Origin of the sequence: Teredinibacter purpureus, assembly GCF_014217335.1 — a bacterium.
GTDB lineage: Bacteria > Pseudomonadota > Gammaproteobacteria > Pseudomonadales > Cellvibrionaceae > Teredinibacter > Teredinibacter purpureus.
In genome coordinates this window covers 843,631-867,924 of record NZ_CP060092.1, presented here as the reverse complement: position 1 = coordinate 867,924, position 24,294 = coordinate 843,631, and the positions used below count along the sequence as shown (strand labels likewise).

Annotated in this window: 29 protein-coding genes; 22 read left to right on the top strand and 7 right to left on the bottom strand. The window is 44.3% G+C overall.

Features of this window, described 5'->3' with window-relative positions; all coding sequences use genetic code 11:
- The first annotated feature begins 75 nt into the window (after positions 1-75).
- The 9 genes from H5647_RS03610 (at position 76) to H5647_RS03570 (ending at position 8,377) form a co-directional block, all read left to right on the top strand.
- Positions 76-1,554, top strand: a complete 1,479-nt coding sequence (locus H5647_RS03610; RefSeq protein WP_236074753.1) for a polyphosphate:AMP phosphotransferase — start codon at positions 76-78, stop codon at positions 1,552-1,554.
- Between the two features lie 243 nt (positions 1,555-1,797).
- Positions 1,798-2,175 carry a DUF4389 domain-containing protein gene (locus H5647_RS03605; RefSeq protein ID WP_045856392.1) on the top strand — a complete coding sequence of 126 codons (378 nt, stop codon included), beginning with the start codon at positions 1,798-1,800 and terminating at the stop codon, positions 2,173-2,175.
- A 182-nt stretch (positions 2,176-2,357) separates the two neighbouring features.
- Positions 2,358-3,140, top strand: a complete 783-nt coding sequence (locus H5647_RS03600; protein WP_045856389.1) for a LiaF transmembrane domain-containing protein — start codon at positions 2,358-2,360, stop codon at positions 3,138-3,140.
- Between the two features lie 47 nt (positions 3,141-3,187).
- On the top strand, positions 3,188-4,303 hold the full coding sequence (locus tag H5647_RS03595) for a sensor histidine kinase (RefSeq protein WP_045856387.1): 1,116 nt from the start codon (positions 3,188-3,190) through the stop codon (positions 4,301-4,303).
- A complete protein-coding gene (locus H5647_RS03590; protein WP_045856385.1) occupies positions 4,293-5,051 on the top strand; it encodes a LytR/AlgR family response regulator transcription factor in 759 nt (252 codons plus the stop codon). The genes H5647_RS03595 and H5647_RS03590 overlap by 11 nt, the downstream gene beginning before the upstream one ends.
- Positions 5,052-5,181: 130 nt before the next feature.
- Positions 5,182-5,823 (top strand): 16S rRNA (guanine(527)-N(7))-methyltransferase RsmG, encoded by a 642-nt coding sequence (gene rsmG / locus H5647_RS03585; protein ID WP_082086944.1) that lies wholly within the window; start codon positions 5,182-5,184, stop codon positions 5,821-5,823.
- 24 nt (positions 5,824-5,847) lie between these two features.
- Positions 5,848-6,642 (top strand): ParA family protein, encoded by a 795-nt coding sequence (locus tag H5647_RS03580; protein ID WP_045856383.1) that lies wholly within the window; start codon positions 5,848-5,850, stop codon positions 6,640-6,642.
- A gap of 161 nt (positions 6,643-6,803) precedes the next feature.
- Entirely contained in the window at positions 6,804-7,727 is a 924-nt protein-coding gene (locus tag H5647_RS03575; protein ID WP_045856380.1) for a ParB/RepB/Spo0J family partition protein, read from the top strand.
- 44 nt (positions 7,728-7,771) lie between these two features.
- Positions 7,772-8,377: a glutathione S-transferase family protein gene (locus tag H5647_RS03570; RefSeq protein ID WP_045856378.1), complete on the top strand. Its 606-nt coding sequence runs from the start codon at positions 7,772-7,774 to the stop codon at positions 8,375-8,377.
- On the opposite strand, the gene H5647_RS03565 is transcribed toward H5647_RS03570, so the two are convergent.
- Positions 8,374-9,393: a hypothetical protein gene (locus tag H5647_RS03565; RefSeq protein WP_162926275.1), complete on the bottom strand. Its 1,020-nt coding sequence runs from the start codon at positions 9,391-9,393 to the stop codon at positions 8,374-8,376. The genes H5647_RS03570 and H5647_RS03565 overlap by 4 nt on opposite strands.
- 608 nt (positions 9,394-10,001) lie before the next feature.
- On the opposite strand from H5647_RS03565, the gene H5647_RS03560 reads away from it, so the two are divergent.
- The 12 genes from H5647_RS03560 to H5647_RS03505 all read left to right on the top strand — a co-directional run bounded on the left by H5647_RS03560 (position 10,002) and on the right by H5647_RS03505 (position 18,848).
- Positions 10,002-10,373, top strand: a complete 372-nt coding sequence (locus tag H5647_RS03560) for an ATP synthase subunit I (RefSeq protein WP_045856374.1) — start codon at positions 10,002-10,004, stop codon at positions 10,371-10,373.
- Positions 10,374-10,480: 107 nt separating this feature from the next.
- Entirely contained in the window at positions 10,481-11,416 is a 936-nt protein-coding gene (gene atpB, locus H5647_RS03555) for a F0F1 ATP synthase subunit A (protein ID WP_045856372.1), read from the top strand.
- Between the two features lie 129 nt (positions 11,417-11,545).
- Entirely contained in the window at positions 11,546-11,794 is a 249-nt protein-coding gene (atpE, locus tag H5647_RS03550; protein ID WP_045856370.1) for a F0F1 ATP synthase subunit C, read from the top strand.
- An 83-nt stretch (positions 11,795-11,877) separates the two neighbouring features.
- Positions 11,878-12,348: a F0F1 ATP synthase subunit B gene (locus H5647_RS03545; RefSeq protein WP_045856368.1), complete on the top strand. Its 471-nt coding sequence runs from the start codon at positions 11,878-11,880 to the stop codon at positions 12,346-12,348.
- Between the two features lie 12 nt (positions 12,349-12,360).
- Complete coding sequence (locus H5647_RS03540) at positions 12,361-12,897, top strand: F0F1 ATP synthase subunit delta (protein WP_045856365.1); 537 nt, start codon at positions 12,361-12,363, stop codon at positions 12,895-12,897.
- A gap of 80 nt (positions 12,898-12,977) precedes the next feature.
- Positions 12,978-14,519, top strand: coding sequence for a F0F1 ATP synthase subunit alpha (gene atpA / locus H5647_RS03535; protein ID WP_045856363.1), 1,542 nt, complete (start codon positions 12,978-12,980; stop codon positions 14,517-14,519).
- 25 nt (positions 14,520-14,544) lie between these two features.
- The gene (atpG, locus tag H5647_RS03530; RefSeq protein ID WP_045856361.1) at positions 14,545-15,408 is read left to right on the top strand and encodes a F0F1 ATP synthase subunit gamma; all 864 of its coding nucleotides are present in this window, start codon (positions 14,545-14,547) and stop codon (positions 15,406-15,408) included.
- Positions 15,409-15,524: 116 nt separating this feature from the next.
- Positions 15,525-16,916, top strand: a complete 1,392-nt coding sequence (gene atpD / locus H5647_RS03525; protein ID WP_045856359.1) for a F0F1 ATP synthase subunit beta — start codon at positions 15,525-15,527, stop codon at positions 16,914-16,916.
- A gap of 93 nt (positions 16,917-17,009) precedes the next feature.
- Entirely contained in the window at positions 17,010-17,432 is a 423-nt protein-coding gene (locus tag H5647_RS03520) for a F0F1 ATP synthase subunit epsilon (protein WP_045856357.1), read from the top strand.
- Positions 17,433-17,791: 359 nt separating this feature from the next.
- Positions 17,792-18,013 carry a TA system antitoxin ParD family protein gene (locus H5647_RS03515; protein ID WP_045856353.1) on the top strand — a complete coding sequence of 74 codons (222 nt, stop codon included), beginning with the start codon at positions 17,792-17,794 and terminating at the stop codon, positions 18,011-18,013.
- Complete coding sequence (locus H5647_RS03510; RefSeq protein WP_045856350.1) at positions 18,006-18,296, top strand: type II toxin-antitoxin system RelE/ParE family toxin; 291 nt, start codon at positions 18,006-18,008, stop codon at positions 18,294-18,296. Before H5647_RS03515 ends, H5647_RS03510 begins: the two co-directional genes overlap by 8 nt.
- A 123-nt stretch (positions 18,297-18,419) precedes the next feature.
- Positions 18,420-18,848, top strand: coding sequence for a hypothetical protein (locus tag H5647_RS03505; protein WP_045856348.1), 429 nt, complete (start codon positions 18,420-18,422; stop codon positions 18,846-18,848).
- A 102-nt stretch (positions 18,849-18,950) separates the two neighbouring features.
- Here H5647_RS03505 and H5647_RS03500 read toward each other — a convergent pair whose 3' ends face one another.
- The gene (locus tag H5647_RS03500) at positions 18,951-19,466 is read right to left on the bottom strand and encodes a hypothetical protein (RefSeq protein WP_045856346.1); all 516 of its coding nucleotides are present in this window, start codon (positions 19,464-19,466) and stop codon (positions 18,951-18,953) included.
- Between the two features lie 441 nt (positions 19,467-19,907).
- Positions 19,908-20,339, bottom strand: coding sequence for a hypothetical protein (locus H5647_RS03495; protein ID WP_045856344.1), 432 nt, complete (start codon positions 20,337-20,339; stop codon positions 19,908-19,910).
- Between the two features lie 190 nt (positions 20,340-20,529).
- On the opposite strand from H5647_RS03495, the gene H5647_RS03490 reads away from it, so the two are divergent.
- Complete coding sequence (locus H5647_RS03490) at positions 20,530-21,477, top strand: IS30 family transposase (protein WP_045856342.1); 948 nt, start codon at positions 20,530-20,532, stop codon at positions 21,475-21,477.
- A 16-nt stretch (positions 21,478-21,493) separates the two neighbouring features.
- Here H5647_RS03490 and H5647_RS03485 read toward each other — a convergent pair whose 3' ends face one another.
- From H5647_RS03485 to H5647_RS03470, 4 genes are all read right to left on the bottom strand, one after another.
- A complete protein-coding gene (locus H5647_RS03485) occupies positions 21,494-21,967 on the bottom strand; it encodes a hypothetical protein (RefSeq protein WP_045856340.1) in 474 nt (157 codons plus the stop codon).
- A 106-nt stretch (positions 21,968-22,073) separates the two neighbouring features.
- The gene (locus H5647_RS03480; protein WP_045856337.1) at positions 22,074-22,670 is read right to left on the bottom strand and encodes a glutathione S-transferase family protein; all 597 of its coding nucleotides are present in this window, start codon (positions 22,668-22,670) and stop codon (positions 22,074-22,076) included.
- Between the two features lie 109 nt (positions 22,671-22,779).
- Entirely contained in the window at positions 22,780-23,625 is an 846-nt protein-coding gene (locus tag H5647_RS03475) for a macro domain-containing protein (RefSeq protein ID WP_045856336.1), read from the bottom strand.
- 36 nt (positions 23,626-23,661) lie between these two features.
- Complete coding sequence (locus tag H5647_RS03470) at positions 23,662-24,174, bottom strand: TIR domain-containing protein (RefSeq protein WP_045861040.1); 513 nt, start codon at positions 24,172-24,174, stop codon at positions 23,662-23,664.
- Between the last annotated feature and the right edge of the window lie 120 nt (positions 24,175-24,294).

Sequence of the window (24,294 nt, the reverse complement as noted above, 5' to 3'; positions counted from 1 at the left end):
TGGCATTGGGCTTCCTTCTGGGGAGTGAGTGGCTTTGCTATGCTAAAGTCCACCCTCGCCAGAAAACGGAATCTCGTGAACATACTCTTTTCCAGCCATAATAAGACGGTCGCCCTCAAAAAATCGGACTATAAAGCCCGAGTTTTACGTTTACGGGCGGATCTGCAACATCTCCAAAGACGTGTAACCGAACAAGATAAGCCCGTAATTATTGTGATAGCGGGGGATGACCGATCAGGCCGCCACGAGACGATAAACACCCTAGCTTCGTGGATGGACCCTCGCTTTTTGACCGTTAACGCTTATGGCCCCTCCCAGCATGAAGATGAGGCTCATCCGTTCTTTTGGCGTTTCTGGCGAGATTTACCCGGCGCAGGTGAAATCGCTATCTATTTAAGAGATTGGACGAGCACCTCTATTGTTCAGTTTTTAAATGGTGAGATAACTGAAGATAAACTCCGCAAGCGCGAAACCTACATTCAAAATTTTGAAAATAAACACATGGATGAGGGCGCACTGATTATCAAGTGTTGGTTACATATAGACGAACCGGTATTACGGCAGCGTGTTGATGATATTCGTGATACGCCCTATTTTGATGTCAAAGATGAACTAGCGCTAAAACATTACCCTAATGCGATGTTGGCGATAGAGAAGACCTTAAACGCAACCTCCAGCCAGCGTAACGCGTGGCACATTGTTGATGGCACCCATGCAAAGACGCGCAACGTTGAAGTCGCTAATATCATTAAAGAGAAATTGTCTGATTGGCTGGATGGCACGGTTCAACCTGCTAATGCACCCCGCATAACTGAACGGCTAACCACCAAGTCTATCGAAATACCACCTGAGCCACGTGATCGCAGGCCCGATAAATCCAAAAGCAAAGCAGAGCTGAAAGCGCTGCAAACGACTTTACGCAAACTCATGTTTAAGATTCGTGAACAAGGAATTCCCGTCGTGCTTGCGTTTGAGGGATGGGATGCTGCTGGTAAGGGCGGTGCTATTAGGCGCCTTGTTCAACCATTGGATGCCGGTTTCTACCGAATAAAACCCATCGCCAAACCGAACGAAGAAGAAAATGCACATCATTATTTATGGCGCTTTTGGCGAAATATTCCTCGTAACGGCCAGATGATGATTTTTGACAGAACTTGGTACGGTCGTGTACTCGTTGAACGGGTTGAAGGTTTTGCTACCCAAGAGCAATGGCAGCGAGCATACCAAGAGATTAATGACTTTGAAGAACAGTTAACCATTCACAACGCCGTAGTCATGAAATTTTGGCTCAATATTAGTAAAGATGAACAGCTAAAGCGTTTTCAGGAGCGTGAACGAACCGCCCACAAACGGTATAAAATTACTGAAGAAGACTATCGGAACCGAGACAAGTGGGATCACTACGTTGTTGCCGTAGGTGATATGGTGGATAAAACCCACAAGCCTGCCGCCCCCTGGGTACTTATTAATACCGACTTTAAAGATCGTGCACGCTTAGAAGTATTGCACGCTGTGGTCACAAAGTTAGAACAAAAGTTGGCTTCCTTAGGTTAATCTTACTCAGCTAAGCTTTTACTAAGGCGTTCCCTCATTCTTGTTTGTTGATGACGGTTAACGCCTATATTTTTTTGTAACGGCCTATTCGTTCTGCGTGCACACTACTACAGTGCTCGTTTGATCGATAGAATCTCACTCGCTCGTCATTTACCGAAAATAAAGGCCTGTTGGCCGATAATAGCGCCCTTACCGCATTTAGAGCGCGTAACCTGCACGCAGTCAAACAAAAGGAGATTAGCAATGAATACTCAAACACTCGACCAAGAAGCACTGAGTAATAACGTCAAAAATACCCGTCATTGGATAAGGTTAGCGTACATGATGTTGTACAGTATATTGCTGCATCTTGCGGGCGCCGTTATGTGGATGGTATGTGTAGTACAGTTTCTATTTGTACTTGGAACGGGTACCGACAATACTAACCTACGTATTCTAGCGAGTGGACTAACGCGGTTCATACAACAATCTCTACTCTTTGTAAGTTATAACAGCGAGAATAAACCCTTTCCGTTTGATTCCTGGCCTGCCCACCAAGAAGAGGAAATCGCTGAAGAAGGCGTAATCATCGAAGCTGAAGCAACCGAAGAAACTAAGAGTCGTATGGAGCCTAAAGACTAGCCAATAGTAGAGGCTTTATAAAAAAAGGTAACGGTTGCCCTGGTCTTAAAAAAGAAAGATAAGCTTCACACTGAATGTAACGTAGCAAAGGCGCTAACAGTTTGTTTCACGCTACTAATATTTGATGGAATTGGTATTCGTACACTCGCAAAAAATATTGTTATAGGTCTAGAAGGTATTATATGAAAAAATACAACGGTAAAACGACACCCAGAATGCTTGTGGGTATAGGGATTATCGCGTTGGCACTCTTAATGTTTTTCGATAATATTGGTTTTACCTTTTTCGGTTTAATAATTTCTAATTGGCCTATCGTATTAATTATTGTAGGCGGCAGCATACTACTTAATACCAAAAAAGTTAAAAACAAAAAACCTACCCCGGCACCTTTTATACTGATTGGGCTCGGCGTTGTATTCTTTCTAACGCAACATCAGATATTTAACATAAGCATGGGCGCCATAATTGGTCCGCTAATTCTATTAATGGTTGGCTTCTATATTTTGCGCCCTACACATAATTTTAATACTTACTGGAAAAAAACATTTAGTGATATCTCCAATAAAACTAAAGATTATGAACTTTTTGATAAAATTGATGATATTCATTCCGATGAAGATAGTGATACTAAAATAGATATCGTAAGCGTATTAAGTGGCGGGTATTTTAGTACACGTTCTCAAAACTTAACCGATAGCAGCGTAATATGTGTAATGGGTGGTGGCGATATTGATATTCGCGAAGCCGATACAAAACAGGAACGTATAGAGCTCGATGTACTCGCGTTTATGGGGGGCATAGAACTTAAAATACCACCGCATTGGCAGGTAACGGTTAAAGTGTTGCCCTTTCTAGGCGGAATTTCGAATAAAACGACCTGCTTGGCGGATAAGTTAAATATGCCGAAAAAGCACCTCGTAATATCGGGTGTCGCTTTTATGGGTGGAATAGAAATACGGAACTAATACCATTAGTGTTTTGCTATATCCTTCGTTAATACGGCTATTAAAATATGCATCCTCTCTTTGGGTCAGCCAAAATATTTAAAGCGGTACTAATATTTTGGCTATTTATCTCAATACTGGCAGCGCTACTTGTTACTGAATCTATGCAACCCTATTTGCATGAGACCGCATTAATTGAAAGCTTCTCTCTAATAATTTCCTGGTATTTTATTCTCATATTTTTCTGTTTTACAAATTATCACCTTTGCCAAAGGCTACCGATAGGAACGACCAATACCGTACGGCTTATTATTACCCAATTGGTGGTGCTAGCCGCAACAATTGGGTTGTGGCTATTAATAGGATATGGCCTTGCGGTAAAACTTCCGCTCTTTGGCTTAAATGTATCGTTAGAACTATACCAGCACATGTTCGAAACGAACTACTTACTAGGGGCAATACTCTACGCTATTTGGATACTGATTCATTACGTGTATTTAATAGCAAATGACAATGAAATAGAAAATAGCGATATACTGAGACAGAAATTATTACTAAATACAATAGAGCTAAAAACAGTTAGAGCGACTGTTCATCCACATTTTCTATATAACAGCCTTAATATGTTGGCTAACTTATCATTAGTGCAACCCGAAAAAATACATGATTTTTGTGTCAATATTGCTGATTTTTTACGGTACAGTGTCAATTACAGTAAAAAAAAATATGTAACGTTAAATGAAGAAGTAATGCATATCGAAAACTACTTACGTATAGAGCACGAACGATTTGGTGATCGATTGTGTTATAGGTTAAATATTGAAGAAAACTGTAGAGAGATAACGACTATACCGTTAATTTTGTTTCCTCTTATTGAAAACAGTATTAAACATGGAATTGATGCAAGTACAGAGCCTGGCGAAATAATTGTGGATATTCAACGTATCAATACCAGAATGCAATTGACGGTACGAAATACGTATGATGACGAAAGCACGAAGGCAAATAGCCTAAAAAATAACAGCACAGGCATTGGTTTAGCATCACTTAGAAAAAGAATTAGAAACACCTACGGTGATCTAGGTGGCGTAAACGTAATGAGCGATTCAGACTATTTTACAGTGAAAGTACTACTCCCGTTACCCGAAGGCTCTACGACAGGAAACGAATATTGTGACCATTAGCGTAATTATTGTTGACGATGAACGGCATGCTCGAGAAGCGCTTAAGCACCGTTTAGCGCAATACCCTAATGTTACGATTATAGCTGAATGCGAAAATGGGCTAGAAGCCGTTAAAGCTGTTCATGAATGCAAGCCAGATGTGATGTTTCTTGATATACACATGCCCAAATTAGATGGTTTTGATGTACTTGACCTATTGGGCGACGCCGCACCACTGACAGTACTGGCAACAGCATACGACGAATATGCCTTGCAAGCTTTCGAGAATAACGCGCTTGATTACCTACTAAAACCTATCGCAGAAGATAGGCTTCGCAAAACGGTTGAGAGAATCGAAACTAGAATGGCAACATTGATAGATGATAGTGAAAATATCACATCAAAATCCGAGAACTTGTTGCAGCAACATAATCAGAAAAACGCACCGCTTAATCGAATTCTTATCCGAGAAAAAGGCGATGTTTTTGTTATTCCAACAGATAATATATCGGCAATAGAAGCTGCAGATGATTACGTCGTAATTCACACGAATGAAAAAAACCATATTAAACAGGCGCGATTAACTAACCTAGAGAAATTATTAGACGCCTCACAATTCTGCCGTATTCATCGGTCTTCTATTATTAATTTGGACTACCTTGCCGGTATAGAAACCGAAGGTAAAGATACCAAACTGGCGGTATTAAAAACAGGCGAGCAATTCGCTATTAGCCGTACGGGTTACGCTAAGTTGATAGCCGTTCTTTAAGGTAAAATAGCGCTGTTCGGTTAAAAACCCTAGTAAACATAAGAGAAAAACGCGCCCTCTTCGGCTTAGTGTTATATCATGCCAAGCTCATTAGAATTTTAACCACCTTTCTGCGGGCTAATTACCTACTGTGACTAACGCCGTTTTACACGCACAATTGCGCTCTGCTTGCCTCTCACTGAAGCACCCCATCACTGATGAACAGATAACCGCGCTCGGCACGTATCTTGAGCTATTTATCAAGTGGAATAAGGTGTACAACCTATCGGCCATTCGCGATCTCGAAGGGATTATTGTTAAGCATCTGCTCGACAGTTTAGTGGTTGCGCCCTTAATTGAAGGGCAACGTTTTATTGATGTAGGAACGGGCGGCGGTTTGCCCGGCATACCACTTGCCATTTGTTTCCCAGACCGACATTTTACCTTGCTCGACTCAGCCGGTAAAAAAACGCGTTTTCTCTTTCAGGTAAAACAAACACTTAGCCTGGATAATGTTCAGATCGAAAACTGTCGTGTGGAAACCCATCAACCCGAAACCCTATACGACGGCGTGATCAGCCGAGCTTTTGCTTCATTGAAAGATATGACCGATGGCTGTCATCACCTTATTCATGAAAATGGTGTTTTCTGGGCAATGAAAGGTGTTTTTCCTGATCATGAGTTGAGCGAAATCGAAAAACACTATAAGGTCGAGAACTCTTTTCCCTTGCAGGTGCCAGGGCTCAATGAGCAGCGCTGTTTAGTTGTATTGAAAAAAGAAAAACCTATTTAAAAACAAATAGTTAAAGGCCATAAAGTGGGAAAAATATACGCTATCGCTAACCAGAAGGGTGGTGTTGGTAAAACAACAACCTCTGTGAATCTGGCTGCCTCTCTAGCGGCTACTAAAAAACGTGTGTTACTTGTTGATTTAGATCCACAAGGTAATGCCACGATGGGCAGCGGCGTCGATAAAAACGGTGTTGAATTCTCTATCTATGACGTATTAATGGGGCTTACGCGTCTCGAAAGCTCACTACAGGTTTCCCCAGACGGTCACTTTTCTGTATTGCCGGCTAATGGTGATCTTACGGCCGCCGAAGTAGAAATGTTGGCCTTAGATAACCGCGAATACCGGTTGAAAAATGCGTTAGCAGAAGTCAGTAACCAGTTTGACTTTGTATTGATTGACTGCCCTCCGTCTCTCAATATGTTGACGGTTAACGGGCTTACCGCCTGTGATGGGGTCATCATACCGATGCAGTGTGAATACTATGCACTGGAAGGATTGTCGGCATTAGTGAATACCATTAACACCATTCAAGATAGGCTCAACCCAAACCTCAAAATAGAGGGGCTGCTACGTACTATGTATGATCCGCGTAATAGCCTTACGGGTGATGTGTCTCAACAGCTGCATAATCACTTTGGCGAAAAGGTTTATCGCACGTGTGTGCCGCGTAATGTCCGGCTGGCTGAAGCCCCCAGTTTTGGTATGCCGGTCATTGCGTATGATAAGGCGTCTAAAGGCGCGCTTGCCTACATTGCACTTGCAGGTGAGATATTACGCCGCAATGAAGTTAGCGATACAACGTTAGCCACCGCAAGTTAAAACCACTAACCATTGGTGACACGGCTTGTCGTGTTCATCATGGTGGATTTTCATCGTCAAATAACACCAACACTTAGCCTTTCATTTACCGTAACCGATATAATGGCCGGCAAACCTCCTATTCTTCAATTTTTACCCCTGTTTCTGAGGCACATACGAACATGGCAAAACGTAAAGGACTGGGCCGAGGTCTAGACGCGCTCTTATCGGGCTCCTCCAGCAACTCAACACCGGCTGAAGCGATTAAAGCGGCAACTGAAGTTGCCGCCGAACTAACCTCAGCAAATACCAGTAAAGACGGCATGCTTAAAGTGTTGCCGGTAGAACTTTTGCAACGCGGTAAATATCAGCCACGTCGAGATATGCACCCAGAAGCTCTCGAAGAGCTGGCTGAATCTATTAAAGCGCAAGGGGTTATGCAGCCAATAGTTGTGCGCCCCATTGGTGATGACCGCTACGAAATTATAGCGGGTGAACGTCGTTGGCGAGCAACTCAGCAAGCCGGAATAGATACTATTCCGGCCGTCATTCGTGAGGTTCCAGACGAAACTGCGATTGCTTTAGCGCTTATCGAGAATATTCAACGCGAAGATTTAAACCCTGTTGAGGAAGCGATGGCTCTTAAACGTTTCCAGGATGAATTCGAACTTACCCAACAAGAAGTAGCCGACGCGGTGGGGAAATCTCGCACTGCCGTCACCAACCTAATGCGCCTGCTCAACCTGAGTGAAGAAGTGCGTACTTTGCTGGAGCATGGCGATTTAGAAATGGGACACGCGCGATGCTTGTTGTCGTTGGAAAGTGCACCGCAAAAACGGGTCGCCAGACAAATTGTGTCTAAAGGCATGACCGTTCGCCAAGCTGAAGCGTTAGCGCGTAAAACCTTACAGCAAGAAACCGCGCCCGAGGCACCAGAAGCTACTGTCGACCATGATATTAAAAAGCTGGAAGAGCGTTTAGGTGAAAAAGTAGGCGTACCGGTAATGGTGCAGCACACGGCTAAAGGTAAAGGTAAATTAGTGTTGAAATACAACAGTTTAGATGAGCTAGATGGTATTTTGGCGCACATGGGGTATGAGCCCTAACGTGTTTGTCTAAGCACATTCTGTCCGTACGGTAAGGAGTGGAAATGAAAGTTTACGGAGATTCTATCTCGGGCAATTGCTACAAAATACAATTAGTGTGCGCCCTTTTAGATATTCCTTATACGTGGGTTCCCCTTAATATTCTTAAAGGGGAGGCTCAGGCTCCGGAGTTTTTAGAGAAAACACCCAACGGCAAAATTCCACTGTTAGTGCTAGGCGATGGCCGATGTCTTTCGGAATCCAACGCCATTGTAAATTTTCTTGCAGCCGGCTCAGCCTTATTACCCGAAGATGCTTTTCTCTTAGCTAAAACCCAGCAATGGCAATTTTTCGAGCAATATAGTCATGAACCCTATATTGCCGTTCGCCGGTTTATTCAGTTATATCAAGGGTTACCAGAAACGAGAAAAGCCGAATATGAGAGTAAAAAAGCGGGGTCTGAAAAAGCGTTAAAAGTAATGGAGCAACAGTTAGCGCACACAGCATTTCTAGTGAGCGATAGCCCCACCGTGGCAGATATATCGCTATTTGCCTATACGCATCGTGCACATGAAGCGGGGTTGACGCTAACTCATTACCCCAATATTCAACGTTGGATTAATAGCATTGAAAAGCTACCAAACTTTCGCCCTATGCGCCCTAAAGGTTAGTAAGGGCCAGAAGATGTATTTAGGAGCGTAGCCCAGTCGACGGAAATAGCCTCTTCTGTGATCCCCGTTTGTCTATCTTCTCTTCGAATAGCCACCTTATTGTTTTCGAGTATTGAGAAGGTGATTTTCTGATTATCGGCCGTTAGTACTTCCATCGCACCGCTTACAGGGGGTTGGTTTATCCCTCCCTCAAAAGGAATACTCGTATCATACGTAACCGCATGATTTAAGCGGCCGGTGGCCAAGCGTCCAGCGGCTTCGGAGACAAACTGGTTTCTCTCCCTTTCAATTGTACGCGCGGTATCGATGGCGTTCATTTGAAGTTGTTGCCCACCTGAAATCTCAACCCAATTATTAATAATGTCTTGTGTCACCGTTGAAGAAGACACGTATTGAGTGAGGCTTAAGTCGCCAGTAATAAGGGCATTAAAATTGGCAGAATCACTTATTTGAAGGTCTGAAAACTCGATATCTGCAGTAAAGCTGTATTGCGGGCTTACTCGTAGCTCTCCCAAAACGAAAGAGAAAATTGCTGTAACACCACCCGTTAAACTTACACCTTGCGGGTCGGTACAATTTTCAAAACGCACTTGAGCATAATCACCCGGCATCAAGCCGTTTTCGGGGTTAGCGAGGAATGGTTCCAGTGAAACCATTCCGCCCCCATTACAGCCAATTGTTTGGGTATACGCGTATTGTCCAATAGGAGCAACAAGATCAACAGTGTAGCCAATAATCGCACCCAAATTTACCGTTTTGGTGTGCGATCCATCAGTGAGAAGTAAGGTTTCCAAATAAGATGCACGATTAGCCAATAATGAGTGTTGAGCTTGTAGTACCTGTTGAACAACTGTTAAAGCGCTGTCCGAGGGCAGTGCGGGTTTGTGCGGCGTGGCCTGAATATCACCGTTAAGTGATGGTACGTGTGTTGTGTTGTTGTCTTCACCGCCACAAGCACTTAACAGTGATACGAGTGTAGCGGTGACACACCAGCGATGAAGTGGGGAGAATTTCACTATTTGAGTCTTTTGATTAATTATCATGCGAGTTTACATCGAGTATACCTTAGAAATTAACCGCAATTGTGAAACGGCTCCACGGTCGTGTTCACTAACGCGAGATTCGACGGTTTTTTGACGGCAACTCTAGACCACGACAGGTCCAGTATGAAAAAAGAGCAAATTTTGCCGCCAAAAAAAACGAATTGGGAGGTTAGTGACTAAGATAACTGTTTTTCTGTTGAATTCTCTTTAATAACGAATACTTGAGGTTGATCAAGAGATATAGACTCCCTATAATCCATTTCGCCCGATTTGTGCTGAAAATTTGCGCGAAATGGGGTGTAACTGGTGTAAAGAATCGAGTTTTCCCCTCCGGGGCACTCACAGGGCAGGCATCTCAGGATTCCACTGTTCAGCCTGAATTCTTTCTCAAAATCATCATTAACACAGTCCTATATTAGCCGGCTGTGCTTTTTTGCGTTTTGATGAAGGAAAATGGTTTACGAATAGAGTGGAAGGCCCTGAAATCCAACATAAAATGGTCTTTAGAACTATTTGTTGGCGTTGGCTTCGCTTTACGACTCTAGCCTGGCGGCTTTTGTTTGGTATGAATAGGTATTGTTATGAAATCTCCAGCGCTGTTCGGTATTACAGTGCAGCTGGGTATCACTTTACCTCTGTGCCTAATAATGCTCGTCTACGGGTTAGTGCCGGCTTATTCGTTCGGTCTCGGTGCATTACTATTTATAGTGCCCAACACCTACTTTACCCTTTACGCCTTTCGCTATAGTGGTGCCCGCTTTGCACAGTGGACCGCTAAATCTTTCAGTTGGGGAGAATCTGGAAAATTCGCACTCGTTGCAGTAGGTTTTGCGTTGGCGTTTCGTTTTGTTACGCCGTTGCATGTACCACTGCTGTTTGTGGGTTTTTGTACTATGGTTGCACTGCAGTGGTGGATTGCCTATTACGTTCAGAAACATTGGCGTAAACGATAGGAACACCCGTAAGTTGCAGCCTTTTATACGGAGTTGAACCCTGTTTAATTAACAGTAGGGGGCAGCTAAGCAAGCAAATCTTTGATCGAAAGGTGTAAGAGCTTCTAATGGCAAGCAGCGAAAAAATTACCGCGACAGACTATATCCAACACCATCTTCAGAATATGGCTTACGGCAAATTGCCTGCTGGCTATGAACGCCACAATGCCGATGGTACAAACGTTGTGCTAGAAGCCGATACATGGACTATGGCGCATAGCTCGCAAGAAGCCAAAGATATGGGCTTTAATGCGGTACACGTAGATTCCCTCGGTTGGGGTATCGCGCTAGCCTTACTTCTCGGTTTTATCTTCCGAAAAGTGGCCACTACAGCCACATCCGATACGCCTCGTGGCCTACAGAGTTTTATCGAACTGGTATTCGACTTTGTTAATAACACCGTAAGCGATATTTTCCATCATAAAAACCGCATGATAGCCCCCATGGCACTCACTATTTTTACGTGGGTCTTTATGATGAACTTCATGGATCTCCTTCCGGTTGATTGGTTACCACAAGTGGCCGCACTAATTTCCGGCGATAGTCATATCTACTTCAAAGTAGTGCCCACAACTGATCCAAACGTTACGTTGGGTATGTCCATTACCGTCTTCTTGTTGATGATCGGCTTTAGTATTAAAGAAAAAGGTATTTGGGGCTTTATTAAAGAGCTTACTTGCCACCCCTTCTTTGCGCCCAAGCATATTTGGTACGTGAATATTCTGTTGGTGCCAATCAACTTTGTACTTGAAAGTATTGCGCTTATTGCCAAGCCTATTTCATTGGGCCTGCGATTATTCGGCAACATGTACGCTGGTGAAATGATCTTTATTCTTATTGCGTTATTGTTTAGCACCGGTTTAGTTCTAGGCCTAATTGGTGGCGTACTTCAATGGGCTTGGGCAGTATTCCATATATTGGTTATCACACTGCAAGCGTTCATCTTTATGGTTTTAACCACAGTTTATATGGCTATGGCTCACGATGTTGAGGAAGACCACTAACACACCTAATTCGTCATTCCCGCTCCGGCGGGTATCCAAGTAGTTGGCTATTCGGCTATCCGGATAGGACAGAAACACACAATTATTTTTTCTTTTTAACTTTAAATACTTTTTATTAGGAGATAACAAATGGAAGCACAAGCTTTAGTCTATATCGCAGCCGCTATTTTAATTGGTTTGGGCGCACTGGGTACTGCAATTGGTTTCGGTACTTTGGGTGGCAAGCTTTTAGAAGGTTCTGCACGTCAACCTGAGCAAGGTCCTGCACTTCAGGGCAAAATGTTCCTTATGGCGGGTCTGTTGGATGCGGTTCCAATGATCGGTGTAGGTATCGGCATGTACTTAATCTTTGCTGTTGCTCCAGGTTTGGGCGCTTAAGTCGAAAACTATTTGCCGGTTGATGCGTAAAACAATCAATCGGTACGCCCTTTTAACCCGCAACTAAATTAAGAGGTGTAGGTGTGAATATCAACCTGACTCTCATAGGTCAATCACTGACTTTCATTGCATTCGTTTTGTTTTGCATGAAGTACGTGTGGCCAGCGCTGATCGGTATTATGGCCGATCGTGAGAAGCGCATTGCAGATGGTTTGGACGCTGCGACTCGCGCCGACAAGGATTTAGAACTGGCCCAGAAAAAAGCCACTCAACAAATCCACGAAGCGAAAGAGCAAGCTGCCGTGATTATCGATCAAGCGAATAAGCGTGCCAGCCAAATTGTTGAAGAAGCAAAAGAGCAAGCACGTGGTGAAGGTGAGCGCATTAAAGCGGCCGCTGAAGCTGAAATTGAGCGTGAAGTTAGCCAAGCCCGTGAAGAATTGCGTGGTAAGGTTGCTGCTTTGGCGCTTACTGGTGCTGAAAAAGTACTGGGCGACACGATCGACGCTGGCAAGCACAACGCCATGCTCGACAAACTCGCAGCAGAGCTATAAGCGGAGCGCATCATGGCTGAATTAACAACACTCGCTCGACCCTATGCCAAAGCCGCTTTCGAAGCAGCTCGCAACGCGAAAGCGTTAACCGAGTGGTCTGAAGCGCTTACTCTGGCGGCGAATGTTACCGGGCAAGATAAGGTGAAGTCACTTTTATCCTCGCCTAACCTAACCGCGGAACAGAAATCAGCCTCTTTGGTTGAACTCTGTGGCGACACCTTAAACGACGCACAACAAAACTTTATCAGTGTATTGGCTGAAAATGGTCGTTTGAGCTTGCTACCGCAGGTCCAGCAATTGTTCGAACTCTACAAAGCCAATCAAGAAAAGGCGGTTGATGTTGATATTCAATCTGCTTTTGAGATGACTTCAGAGATTGAAGAAAAATTGGCGAAAACTCTAACCGCCAAGCTAGACCGTAAGGTAACCCTTCAAACCTCTGTAGATAAGAGCTTGTTGGGTGGTGCCATTATTCGCGCTGGTGATACCGTTATCGACGGTTCAGTTCGTGGCAAATTAGCTAAGCTGGCTGAAGCCATGCAAGGCTAACTAGGTATAAATTCGAGACTCTAAATGGCCGCTGCACTTTTCGCGGCGTATTTAACCCCTAACAGGTAGGGAAGAACAGTATGCAACAGCTGAATCCTTCTGAAATCAGTGAAATTATTAAACAGCGTATCGACTCTTTGTCGGTATCGACTGAAGCACAAAACGAAGGCACCGTGGTTTCCGTAACCGACGGTATTATTCGTATCCATGGTCTTGCCGAAGTTATGTACGGCGAAATGATCGAATTTGAAGGCGGTATTTACGGTATTGCTTTGAACTTGGAGCGAGACTCCGTTGGTGCGGTCGTATTGGGCGACTATCAAGGCGTGGCCGAAGGCCAAACGTGTAAATGTACCGGTAAAATTCTCGAAGTACCGGTAGGTACCGAATTGCTAGGCCGCGTTGTCGATGCTTTGGGTAACCCAATCGACGGTAAAGGTCCTATTAACGCTAAAGCGACTGATGCGATTGAAAAAATTGCACCGGGCGTAATTGCACGTCAATCCGTAGATGAACCAGTCCAAATTGGTTTGAAGGCGGTTGATACCATGGTGCCAATCGGCCGTGGTCAGCGTGAGCTGATTATTGGCGACCGTCAAACCGGTAAAACAGCCGTAGCCGTTGATGCTATCATCAACCAAAAAGGCACCGGTATTAAGTGTGTTTATGTGGCCATAGGCCAGAAAGCCGCGTCGGTTGCAGCTGTTGTGCGAAAGCTTGAAGAGCACGGCGCAATGGAACACACCATCGTAGTGGCAGCAACCGCATCCGACCCCGCGTCTATGCAGTTCCTTGCACCGTTTGGTGGTTGTACCATGGGCGAATATTTCCGCGATCGTGGCGAAGATGCGCTTATTATCTATGATGACCTCACCAAACAAGCGTGGGCTTACCGTCAAATCTCCTTGTTATTACGTCGTCCACCAGGCCGTGAAGCCTACCCTGGCGACGTATTCTACTTGCACTCCCGCTTACTAGAGCGTGCTGCCCGTGTAAACGCTGAGCACATCGAAAAACTCACCAATGGTGAAGTAAAAGGCAAAACCGGTTCTTTAACCGCGCTACCTATTATTGAAACCCAAGCTGGTGATGTTTCGGCATTCGTACCCACAAACGTTATCTCTATTACCGATGGCCAGATCTTCTTAGAAACTGACCTGTTTAACGCGGGCGTTCGCCCAGCGATGAACGCCGGTGTATCGGTATCGCGTGTTGGTGGTGCTGCGCAAACTAAAGTGATCAAAAAACTGTCTGGCGGTATTCGTACAGCCTTGGCTCAGTATCGTGAATTGGCTGCATTCTCACAGTTTGCTTCCGACCTAGACGACGCCACCAAAGCACAGCTAGATCACGGTGCCCGCGTAACCGAGCTTATGAAGCAAAAGCAATATTCTCCGCTGTCTGTAGCAGAGATGGGTGTTGTGGTTTACGCTGCAAACGAAGGCTATCTGCAAGACGTTGACGTTGCCAAAATTGGTTCGTTCGAATCGTCCTTGTTGTCCTACATGAGCAGCAGCGAAGTCGATTTGATGGCCGAAATGAATACCGGTACTTACAGCGACGACATTGCGACCAAGCTGAAAGCAGCACTGGATAACTTTAAAGCCACCCAAACCTGGTAATTTCATAGGTTAAGTGAGATAAAAAATGGCGAGCGGAAAAGAGATACGGACCAAAATTGGTAGTATCAAAAACACTCAAAAGATCACCAGCGCCATGGAAATGGTTGCGGCTTCCAAAATGCGTAGAGCGCAGGACCGCATGGAAACAGGCAAACCCTACGCAAAGCGAATTCGCAATGTTGTAGGCCATATTGCCAACGGTAACCCCGAGTATAAGCACATGTTCCTTAGCGAACGTGAAGTGAAGCGCGTGGGTTACATTGTGGTTTCCTCCGACCGTGGTTTGTGTGGTGGTTTGAACATCAACCTGTTCAAGGCCGTTGTTCGTCACAGTAAAGAGTGGGCTGATCAAGGCGTAGGTGTAGACCTCTGCCTTATCGGTGCCAAAGGCGCATCCTTCTTCAATAGCGTAGGCGGCAACATTGTTGCCAGTGTCCGCGATATTGGTGAAAAACCTTCCGTTACCGACCTAATCGGTAGCGTAAAGGTGATGCTCGATGCCTTTGCCAATGGCAAATTAGATAAGCTGTACCTAGTGGGTAATGAATTCGTCAACACCATGACGCAAAACCCCGCTATCGAACAGCTATTGCCTTTGCAACCAGCTGAAAATGACGAAAGCCATAAGCACACATGGGACTACATCTACGAACCAGAAGCACAAACATTGCTCGACGGTTTAATGATTCGCTACATAGAATCACAGGTGTACCAAGCCGTTGTAGAAAACGGAGCATGTGAGCAAGCCGCCCGAATGATAGCCATGAAAAGTGCCACCGATAATGCTGGCGACCTTATTGACGACCTTCAACTGGTCTACAACAAGGCGCGACAAGCCGCGATTACACAAGAACTATCTGAAATTGTGAGCGGTGCAGCAGCGGTATAACACAGGGTTACCCGCGCAAGCGGGCATGACGGCAATGTGCCATTTCTACCTCCGTAGAAAAACACAGGCTAGAACAGAATTCAAAAATTGAAAATTTGGAATACGAGGAAGCGAAAATGAGTAGCGGACGTATCGTACAGATCATCGGAGCCGTAATCGACGTGGAATTCCCACGCGATTCAGTACCCGGTATTTACGACGCACTAAACGTGGAAGGCAAAGGCCTAACACTCGAAGTGCAACAACAACTAGGTGACGGCGTCGTGCGCGCAATCGCCATGGGTGGTTCCGAAGGTATTAGTCGTGGTTTGGAAGTAACCAACACCAACACCCCTATTTCAGTACCGGTTGGTATCGAAACCTTGGGTCGCATCATGGACGTATTGGGTAACCCAATCGACGAAGCGGGTGATATCGGTGAAAAAGAGCGCATGCCAATTCACCGTAAGGCACCTGCTTACGACGAACTGTCAGCCTCTTCAGACCTTCTCGAAACTGGCGTAAAAGTTATCGACCTAGTCTGCCCGTTTGCTAAGGGTGGTAAAGTAGGTTTGTTCGGTGGTGCCGGTGTTGGTAAAACCGTCAACATGATGGAATTAATCAACAACATCGCCAAAGAGCACAGTGGTTTGTCTGTGTTCGCCGGTGTTGGTGAGCGTACTCGTGAAGGAAACGACTTCTACCACGAAATGAAAGATTCCAACGTACTCGACAAAGTGGCTATGGTTTACGGCCAGATGAACGAGCCTCCCGGAAACCGTCTACGCGTAGCCCTAACCGGTCTCACAATGGCCGAAAAATTCCGTGACGAAGGCCGTGACGTACTGTTGTTCGTTGATAACATCTACCGTTACACCCTTGCGGGAACCGAAGTATCCGCCCTACTCGGCCGTATGCCATCAGCCGTTGGCTACCAGCCAACACTGGCTGAAGAAATGGGTGTACTCCAAGAGCGTATTACCTCAACCAAGTCAGGTTCTATTACCTCTGTTCAAGCCGTATACGTACCTGCAGATGACTTGACCGATCCATCGCCAGCAACCACCTTTGCTCACTTGGATTCCACCGTTGTACTGAGTCGTGATATCGCTTCTAAAGGTATCTACCCCGCCATCGACCCACTCGACAGTACGTCACGTCAGTTGGATCCATTGGTTATCGGTCAAGAACACTACGACGTTGCCCGTGGCGTACAGTCTGTACTCCAACGCTACAAAGAGCTGAAAGATATTATTGCCATCTTGGGTATGGATGAATTGTCAGAAGAAGACAAACAAACCGTATCGCGTGCACGCAAAATCGAACGCTTCTTATCACAGCCCTTCCACGTTGCAGAAGTATTCACCGGTTCACCGGGTAAATACGTAAGCTTGAAAGACACCATTGCAGGCTTTAAAGGCTTGTTAGCGGGTGACTACGACAGCCTTCCAGAGCAAGCCTTCTACATGGTTGGCAGCATCGAAGAAGCCGTAGAGCGTGCAGCAAAAATGGCTGAAAAAGCCGCTTAATTATACTTTCGTCATCCCCGTGAAAACGGGGGATACAAGTATAAAAGACAATTTCTGTTCACACAGAAATGACAAAGTGAAAAGGCAAAAAACATGGCATTAACCATACATTGCGACATCGTCAGCGCCGAACAGGAGATATTCTCCGGTTTAGTCGAGCTGCTAGTGGCCGCGGGTAGTGAAGGTGATGTAGGTGTTGGCTACGGCCACGCGCCCTTGCTAACCGGTTTGCAGCCTGGTCCAGTACGCCTTAAAAAGCAAAACGGTGATGAAGAAGTATTTTACGTTTCGGGTGGTTACCTAGAAGTACAACCCGATTCCGTCACCATACTGGCCGACACCGCATTACGCGAAGGCGACATGGACGAAGCCTCTGCTGAAGCCGCGAAAAAAGAAGCTGAGCAAACCCTGCAGAATCAAGGCGAAGGCATGGACTACTCCAAAGCCGCCGCCCAGCTCGCACAAGCTGCAGCTCAACTGCGCACCTTACAGGCTATTCGTAAGCGCGCACGTTAAAATAGAATACAGGCTCTATACCCAAAAGCAGCTTCGGCTGCTTTTTTTGTGCGCTTAAGACAACCTCTTTCCAGTTTCGCCTAAGCCTGGATAACAAAGCAGCACTTATGCGCGCTGCGAAAGCGCTTGTATAAAAAATTAAATCGGCCTCCTCTTTTGTGGAGCCTTCTACCGCTGACATACCAACCCGCCAGTAACGTCTAACTCTGCTTTTCTTTGCGAGAGATTTAGTCCTGCCAAAATCCAATCAATTGACCATACTTCCCTTAAAATGGGTGTCCGAACCTAAGCATTGTTACAACTTGCCTCAGGTGTAGCGGATTGCTACAATTGACGCAAACTGCCACAAGGACACTGAAATGGCCACAACCAGCATACGATTAGACCAATACCTTATTGAAAAAGCCACTATTATGGCTAAAGCCCTTAACCGTACACCACCTAAACAAATAGAACACTGGGCAAAAATTGGGGAGATAATGGAAGACAACCCCGACCTACCTTATGAGTTTGTAAAACAAGCCATTATTTCACAGGCCGAACGCGATGCAGGAAAGCTAGAGGCATACGACTTTGGCTAAGGCAAAGATCGTTTTACAGACCCCTACCTTTAGAAAAGCGGTTAAAAAACTTAAAGCAAACCAAAAAGCGGAGCTTGATACCATCGTTAAGGCGCTTATTTCCAATCCAGCACTCGGCACCCAAAAGAAAGGCGACCTCACGTTTCTTCGTGTGCATAAATTCAAGATGAATAAACAATTAACCCTACTTGGTTATAGCTTTGACGGTAGTACACTTACTCTTGAATTAATAGCGCTTGGCTCCCACGAAAATTTTTACCGTGAGATTAAGCGTGATTCGTGAGTAGGTTGTAACGCCCAGCTAAGCCGCCGGAGTGGAGTTGATTGTTTTGTGCTAGCGTAGCGGAAAAGCACAAAACGAGCAACGCAATGGAGGTCGGTTTGAGCTGTTTGTTATGGCTCTAGTATGAAGAATTTACTATTTATAATCGTCGCTTTTTTTTCTCATGGCTCTTATTCGGAAGAGCTTCGATTGGGCGATTTTACTCTTTCGATGAGTAAAGATCAGGTTCTCGATAAAAAAGGGGAGCCTATCGAAAGAATCGAGCAGGCAGATTTGATAACTGACATATTCAAATACATAGATATAGATTTTTATTTTTCAGGCGAAAGTTTGATTGGTGCATACTCAGAAAAAGAAGGTGTGTGTGCCAACAACAATATATGCGTTGGCGTTAGGATGGGATCAGCTAGTGAGGTGTGGGGTAAAGCTTACCCTAAAATTATGCAGGGAAAAGAATATTTGGAATTCTATAAACCTGGTGAATTCAGTTGTTGGTATCGTATTGGTGGTAAAGATAAAATTAAGAGTATTGAAATTGCCTGCCAGCCATAACAAGGCGTGCCAGCTGACATTTTGGTCGGCGCTTCGTTTTGTGTATGGCTACGCCATGTTACACAAAACTTCACACCAACCAAAATGCAGCTGCACTTAGCGTTATAAGCCATACTCGCTAACCGGAACGCCTATTTTATTTGATATAGGGAAGACAATTAGGCGATGCACTTCGTAGTGAGTTTGATGGGTATATGACTTGCAAGGCATTGCTTTATACTTACTATATTCAATTTCAGATACCAGCAGATTATTGTAGTTCCAGCCGTCTATTGGGCTTAGTTTCTGTGGCAACAATTCCGCACACGAAGTAAACCTATACCCCTCAAATAAACTATCTACATACTCCTGAACATCCCGCAATTCGAGATCTTCCCAATGGGTCGCAACGTGAGGTTTAAATGGAGCGCTATAGCTGTATATGACTCGCTCTTTATACGTAAGCTTGATATCCAGCGCTGCCTCATAGCATTTACGACCTTTTACAGAAGCCAGAAGGATTACATCATGATCTCCGAATATAGGAACAGATCCCTCATGCGAATAATCACATGAAAGATCTTCCTCTCCCCAAGATTCTATTGCTAATAAACTAATAATTAGGAATAAATATTTCATCGTCTCAAGAGCTTATAACGCCTTTGTCAGCCGCGTTTTGGTCTACGCTCCTTTTTGTGCAAAAAAGGCCGAAGGCCATGCACAAAAAGGAGCGTAGACCAAAACGTCGGCTGGACAAAATTGTATACGCCCGGCATGGGCGCGAACTAATGGGGTGAAAGTCCCCTGTAGGAGGATCACCGGTTATGGATAAAGTATATCGCTATAACCAGTTAACTACTATCGAATGGCAAGTGCGAAACCGCGAGGTTTGGTGCAGAGGAAGCCGCTAGCAAAACTACGAGCTGACGAACAGAAACATCATATAAGGCCTATTCCGGGGGCGAGCTAGCACAAGATAGCGAAGCCCAGCGGCGTTAACATGGGTGTCCGATTATTTTTTCTATATCTCATATTTTCTGTCTGGTTTGTAAATCTAGCAAGTCAGAGTTGCGCTGTTTGTTATGTATTTCGTCTTATTAAACATTTACCAAATTGAGTTTGAGTAGCATGAATATTTGAACTTACCAGACGGGACTTAAACCAACCATCTAACTTAGTTTTGTTGTCACCTAATTCATGCTCAACAGTTAAAACCTCACCAAAATCGCCCGCATAGGTTGTAGAGTATGTATCCCAACCATCAGGCTCTAGAAGTATCCAAATGCTACTATTAGCAGCACGTTTTTTTCCATCCAATCTAAGAGTAGAATCAGACGTTTTACCGTTGATAATTTCTAAACTTTGGCTAATCGAAACATAGCCTGACATCTCTGGTGCTGCATGGTTAGCTTGATGAAATTTGTCAAAATGACAATTTATAGTTTCCGTTGCAAAGCAGAGGCTTGGTAGAAGTAAAACTAGACATAGAATCCGCATTTTTATATTTTCCATAGCTCAACGGTACATAACGCCGCCAGCAGGGGCACCAAAACCAAAGCGAAGCGGCGGTTTTTGTGGCCCTCTGGCTGGCCTTGTTCAATTGCCGAATTCGCAAAGTAAGTGCAACACGCCTGCATCTTCCTTTATATAGGGTGAACTGGGATACTCATGGTTTTTCTCGACCGGCAAGAAGAGGAACCTCATGATGTACCACCAGCTCACCACTGATGAAAGATATACTATAGCGGCCTATTTAAAGCAACGTAAATCTCAAGCCTATATTGCACGGGCCTTAGGCCGCGATCCTTGCACGATCTCCAGAGAGTTAAAACGAAATCGTCGCCCAGACGGTAAATACTGCGCAGCGCGAGCAGTAAAACGTACCTCTCGAATACGGAGGGAGTCTCGTCGTAAATGGCAATTCAATGATACCGAGCTTCAGATGGTCATCGCCTTAATACGCCTCGATTGGAGCCCAGAACAAGTTTCCTTGTGGCTTAAGAAGTGCAATATATTATCGATCAGCCATTCGACCATTTATCGCTATATTTGGTACAACATGTTTTATTCAGGGGATCTCTATAAGCACTTACGTCAATCAAGCAAGAAACGCCGAAAAAGATATAGAAGCCCTGACTCTAGAGGCGTTTTAGCCAATAAGGCCCATATCTCTGAGCGACCTCTAGGGGCAGAAAATAAGAGCCGAATCGGTCATTTCGAAATTGATACCGTTCATGGTTCACGCGATCAACATTCAATTGTCACGTTAGTTGATCGAAAAAGTAAATACACGATCATTGGCAAAATTAGGAACCGTACTACTGACGAGTTAAATCGAAAAGTTATTCAGCTAATCAAAAAACAGGTTAATCAGGTAAAAACAATTACCGCTGATAACGGTACCGAGTTTCATCAATACAAAAAAATTGAAGACGTCACTAACTCAACATTTTACTTTGCCAACCCCTACCACTCATGGGAAAGAGGGTTAAACGAAAATACCAACGGTCTCATACGACAATATTTACCTAAAGGAGAATCAATGAAGAGCATAACTCAAAAGGATTGCGATAAAATTGCAATGAAACTTAACCGACGACCTAGAAAATGTTTAAATATGGAAACACCGGAGGCCGTCTATGTTCGTTAATCACTTTCATTGCACTTCAGTTGATAACCTGGGCATTTTTATTAATTTTCTTGAACGCTAACTCTGCTGCACCAGCCACAAATGAAACTAAAAAGATAGTTCCTATAGCGGTGTATCCTATAGCTACATGCATTCTAAAACAATTGCAGATCAAGCTAATAAAGAACATTAATACTCCGTATGAACTAACCGCAAACGATACAAATTTTTCCTTTGCAGAAAGATAAGGAAGGTCATAGAAATCATCCCCTTCATCTTCGATTTCTTCTGCGCCCTCAACAAACGAAATAAACGTTAAATAGCAAAAAGAAATTAAAAGCCAAATTGTTGTAGATGCAGTAAGACAAAGACATACTATTTCATAGGTGCTTTTCGATGAGCTTAGTGGGATGCTGAAAAATACCAAATTAAAGGTGCCTAAGAGCCCAATAAATGGTCTCCCGTGCTCAATCATATGAAACAGCATTTTTCTATTGTTGAATATTTCCATTTATATTCCGTTATAGCTCCAGTGCATAACGCCGCAATGTGGGGCTGCCGCAACAAAGCGAAGCGGCGTGTAGGCAGTCCCGCACCATTGCCTTGTTACACGGCGATTATGCCATGCCTACGTATTGGGGTTGCGATTGAATTCGATCTATCCATTGTATGATGGCTGGATACTTGCCTAAATCAAAACCACCTTCGTCTGCAACGTGAGTATATCCGTACAATGATATATCTGCCGTACTCATCTTATAACCTGTGAGATAAGGTGTTTGTTGCAGCTGCTGCTCCATAACTTGAAGAGCTTTATGACCACCTTGCTGTTTGGATTCATAGTCTGCTCTTCGGTCGTCGGGCAACCCCAGATACTTTGCGATAAATCTTGCTACTGCAATGTATGGTTCATGGCTGTACTGCTCAAAAAACTGCCACTGCTGAATTTTACCGTATTCATAGGGGTCGCTTGATAGGAGTTCAGTACCCGTTGCTAAATAATTCAAGATTGCATTTGACTCAGATAGATAGCGACCATCCTCTAACTCTAAAACAGGGATTTTAGCGTTCGGATTTTTCTCAAGAAATTCTGCCGTGTGAGTTTCACCATTGAGAATATCTATATGAATCCATTCATGTTCGATACCAAGTAAAGAAGCGAGTAATTTGATTTTGTAGCAGTTTCCAGACTGGGTATCACCATAGATTCTCACTGAATTCTCCTTTAGCCATGTAACGCCCGTTTCATTTGGCGGTTTTAATGTAGGCCGGTCTTTTTTGGCCGGAGTTAAAAGCGCTCAAATGGAAACGCTTGTTACACACCTAACCGAAAAGTATGTGATTTAGATGGTCCTTAATATCATACAAATTTACTTTAAATTTACGGGCATCTTCAGGCCGAATGATGACAATAAGATGGTCCGTGATTGGGCCGTTTTTTGATGCCTCAACAAATGATTCTACAATTAGCCTAATAATTTTTCTTCGAGTCAATGAGACTCTCCCTCGCCCAGTCCCTATCAGTGGGACAGTCAGTCTCTGGAGTTCGCCTGTATTTTTTACGTGCTCCCAAAGTCCAATAAGAGCCTCTTTTAAATCTGATTGGGTTGTATATGCGTTCCCAGACTCATTAAGCTTCGCCATAGCTGTGAAGTAGAATGTTTTTCCGTGTGTTGTTACTGGAAAAGTAGTCCCCATTTTGAAAGGCGGCTTTCTTCCTCCGAATTGGCTATTGATTGAACTTATCAACTCATTTTGATTACCCGTGAAATAACGTCCAGTAAACTGCCCTTGAAGACTAGTAGGAGCAATTTTTCCGCCAGCGACGTCTGACTCAAATAGGGTATTCGTGCTTATCATCACCGCGCCTTCTTCATCAAAAATATCACCAATTTTCACCTCCACACAGGAATCTTGGTTAGGCAAGCTTACCGAGATTGAGGTAATGGGCCTCCGAGTAAGGATTGATACAAAAATAGATATGCCAATGACCAAAGGAAAAGCCCAGATCGAGTATTTATCCTTTGTGTAGATACTGAAGAAGTCCAACGCTCCGATAAACAGATACAGAGCGCCAAAAATTGCAAGTGCTGACTGAAGGCCTAGTCGAGAAAAAAGAACATACCTCCAATAGGCAAAACTCGTTACGGTATCGATAAAATATCTCACGTCAAAATCTCCCTACTTTAGGTTGCAACTCTTGTTTCATAGACCAAGACCTCTGTAAATCTCAGCTCTATAGTAGTGAGGGCCAGCAGTTCGTTTGCTTCGACTTGATGAGAATTCAGCTACAAAATTATCTAATGCGTATTGGATTATCTTCGGCTGAAACGAGACGCACACAGAAAACTGATCCGAAAGCATAGTAGGTAATCGATTCTTTTGAGAGGCACGAGAACTATTTAGATTTACGAACACAACAGGAAGGTTTAGGTCATGTATAGCTCGAACTTCATAACTAATGAAAGATGAATTTCTTGCAGCTTTCCTTCGTGTTTCATCACCAATGAGCATAACGACTTGTTTTGTATTGTTGAGTCGCTCCCTCAGCCGTCTATTTATAGTTTGCGGCGCGCTGGTGTCGCGGGCGGTATTCAAATCGTGCGCATCATGAAAGTCGAAGGCAATGTTTTGATTATTACGCCATGCACACATCAATCTATACGCGTGAATATCTTCGCTTGCAAAACTTACGAATGTTTTATTTCTATATGGCACAATATCCCCCATCGGGTGTAACGTCTTTGTAACCGGCTTGGGTATGTTGGCGGTTTTTTTGCGTGCTTTTTGCAAAATAAGTGACAGCGTGCCCAAGTCCGAGTTCACAAACTTGTTATG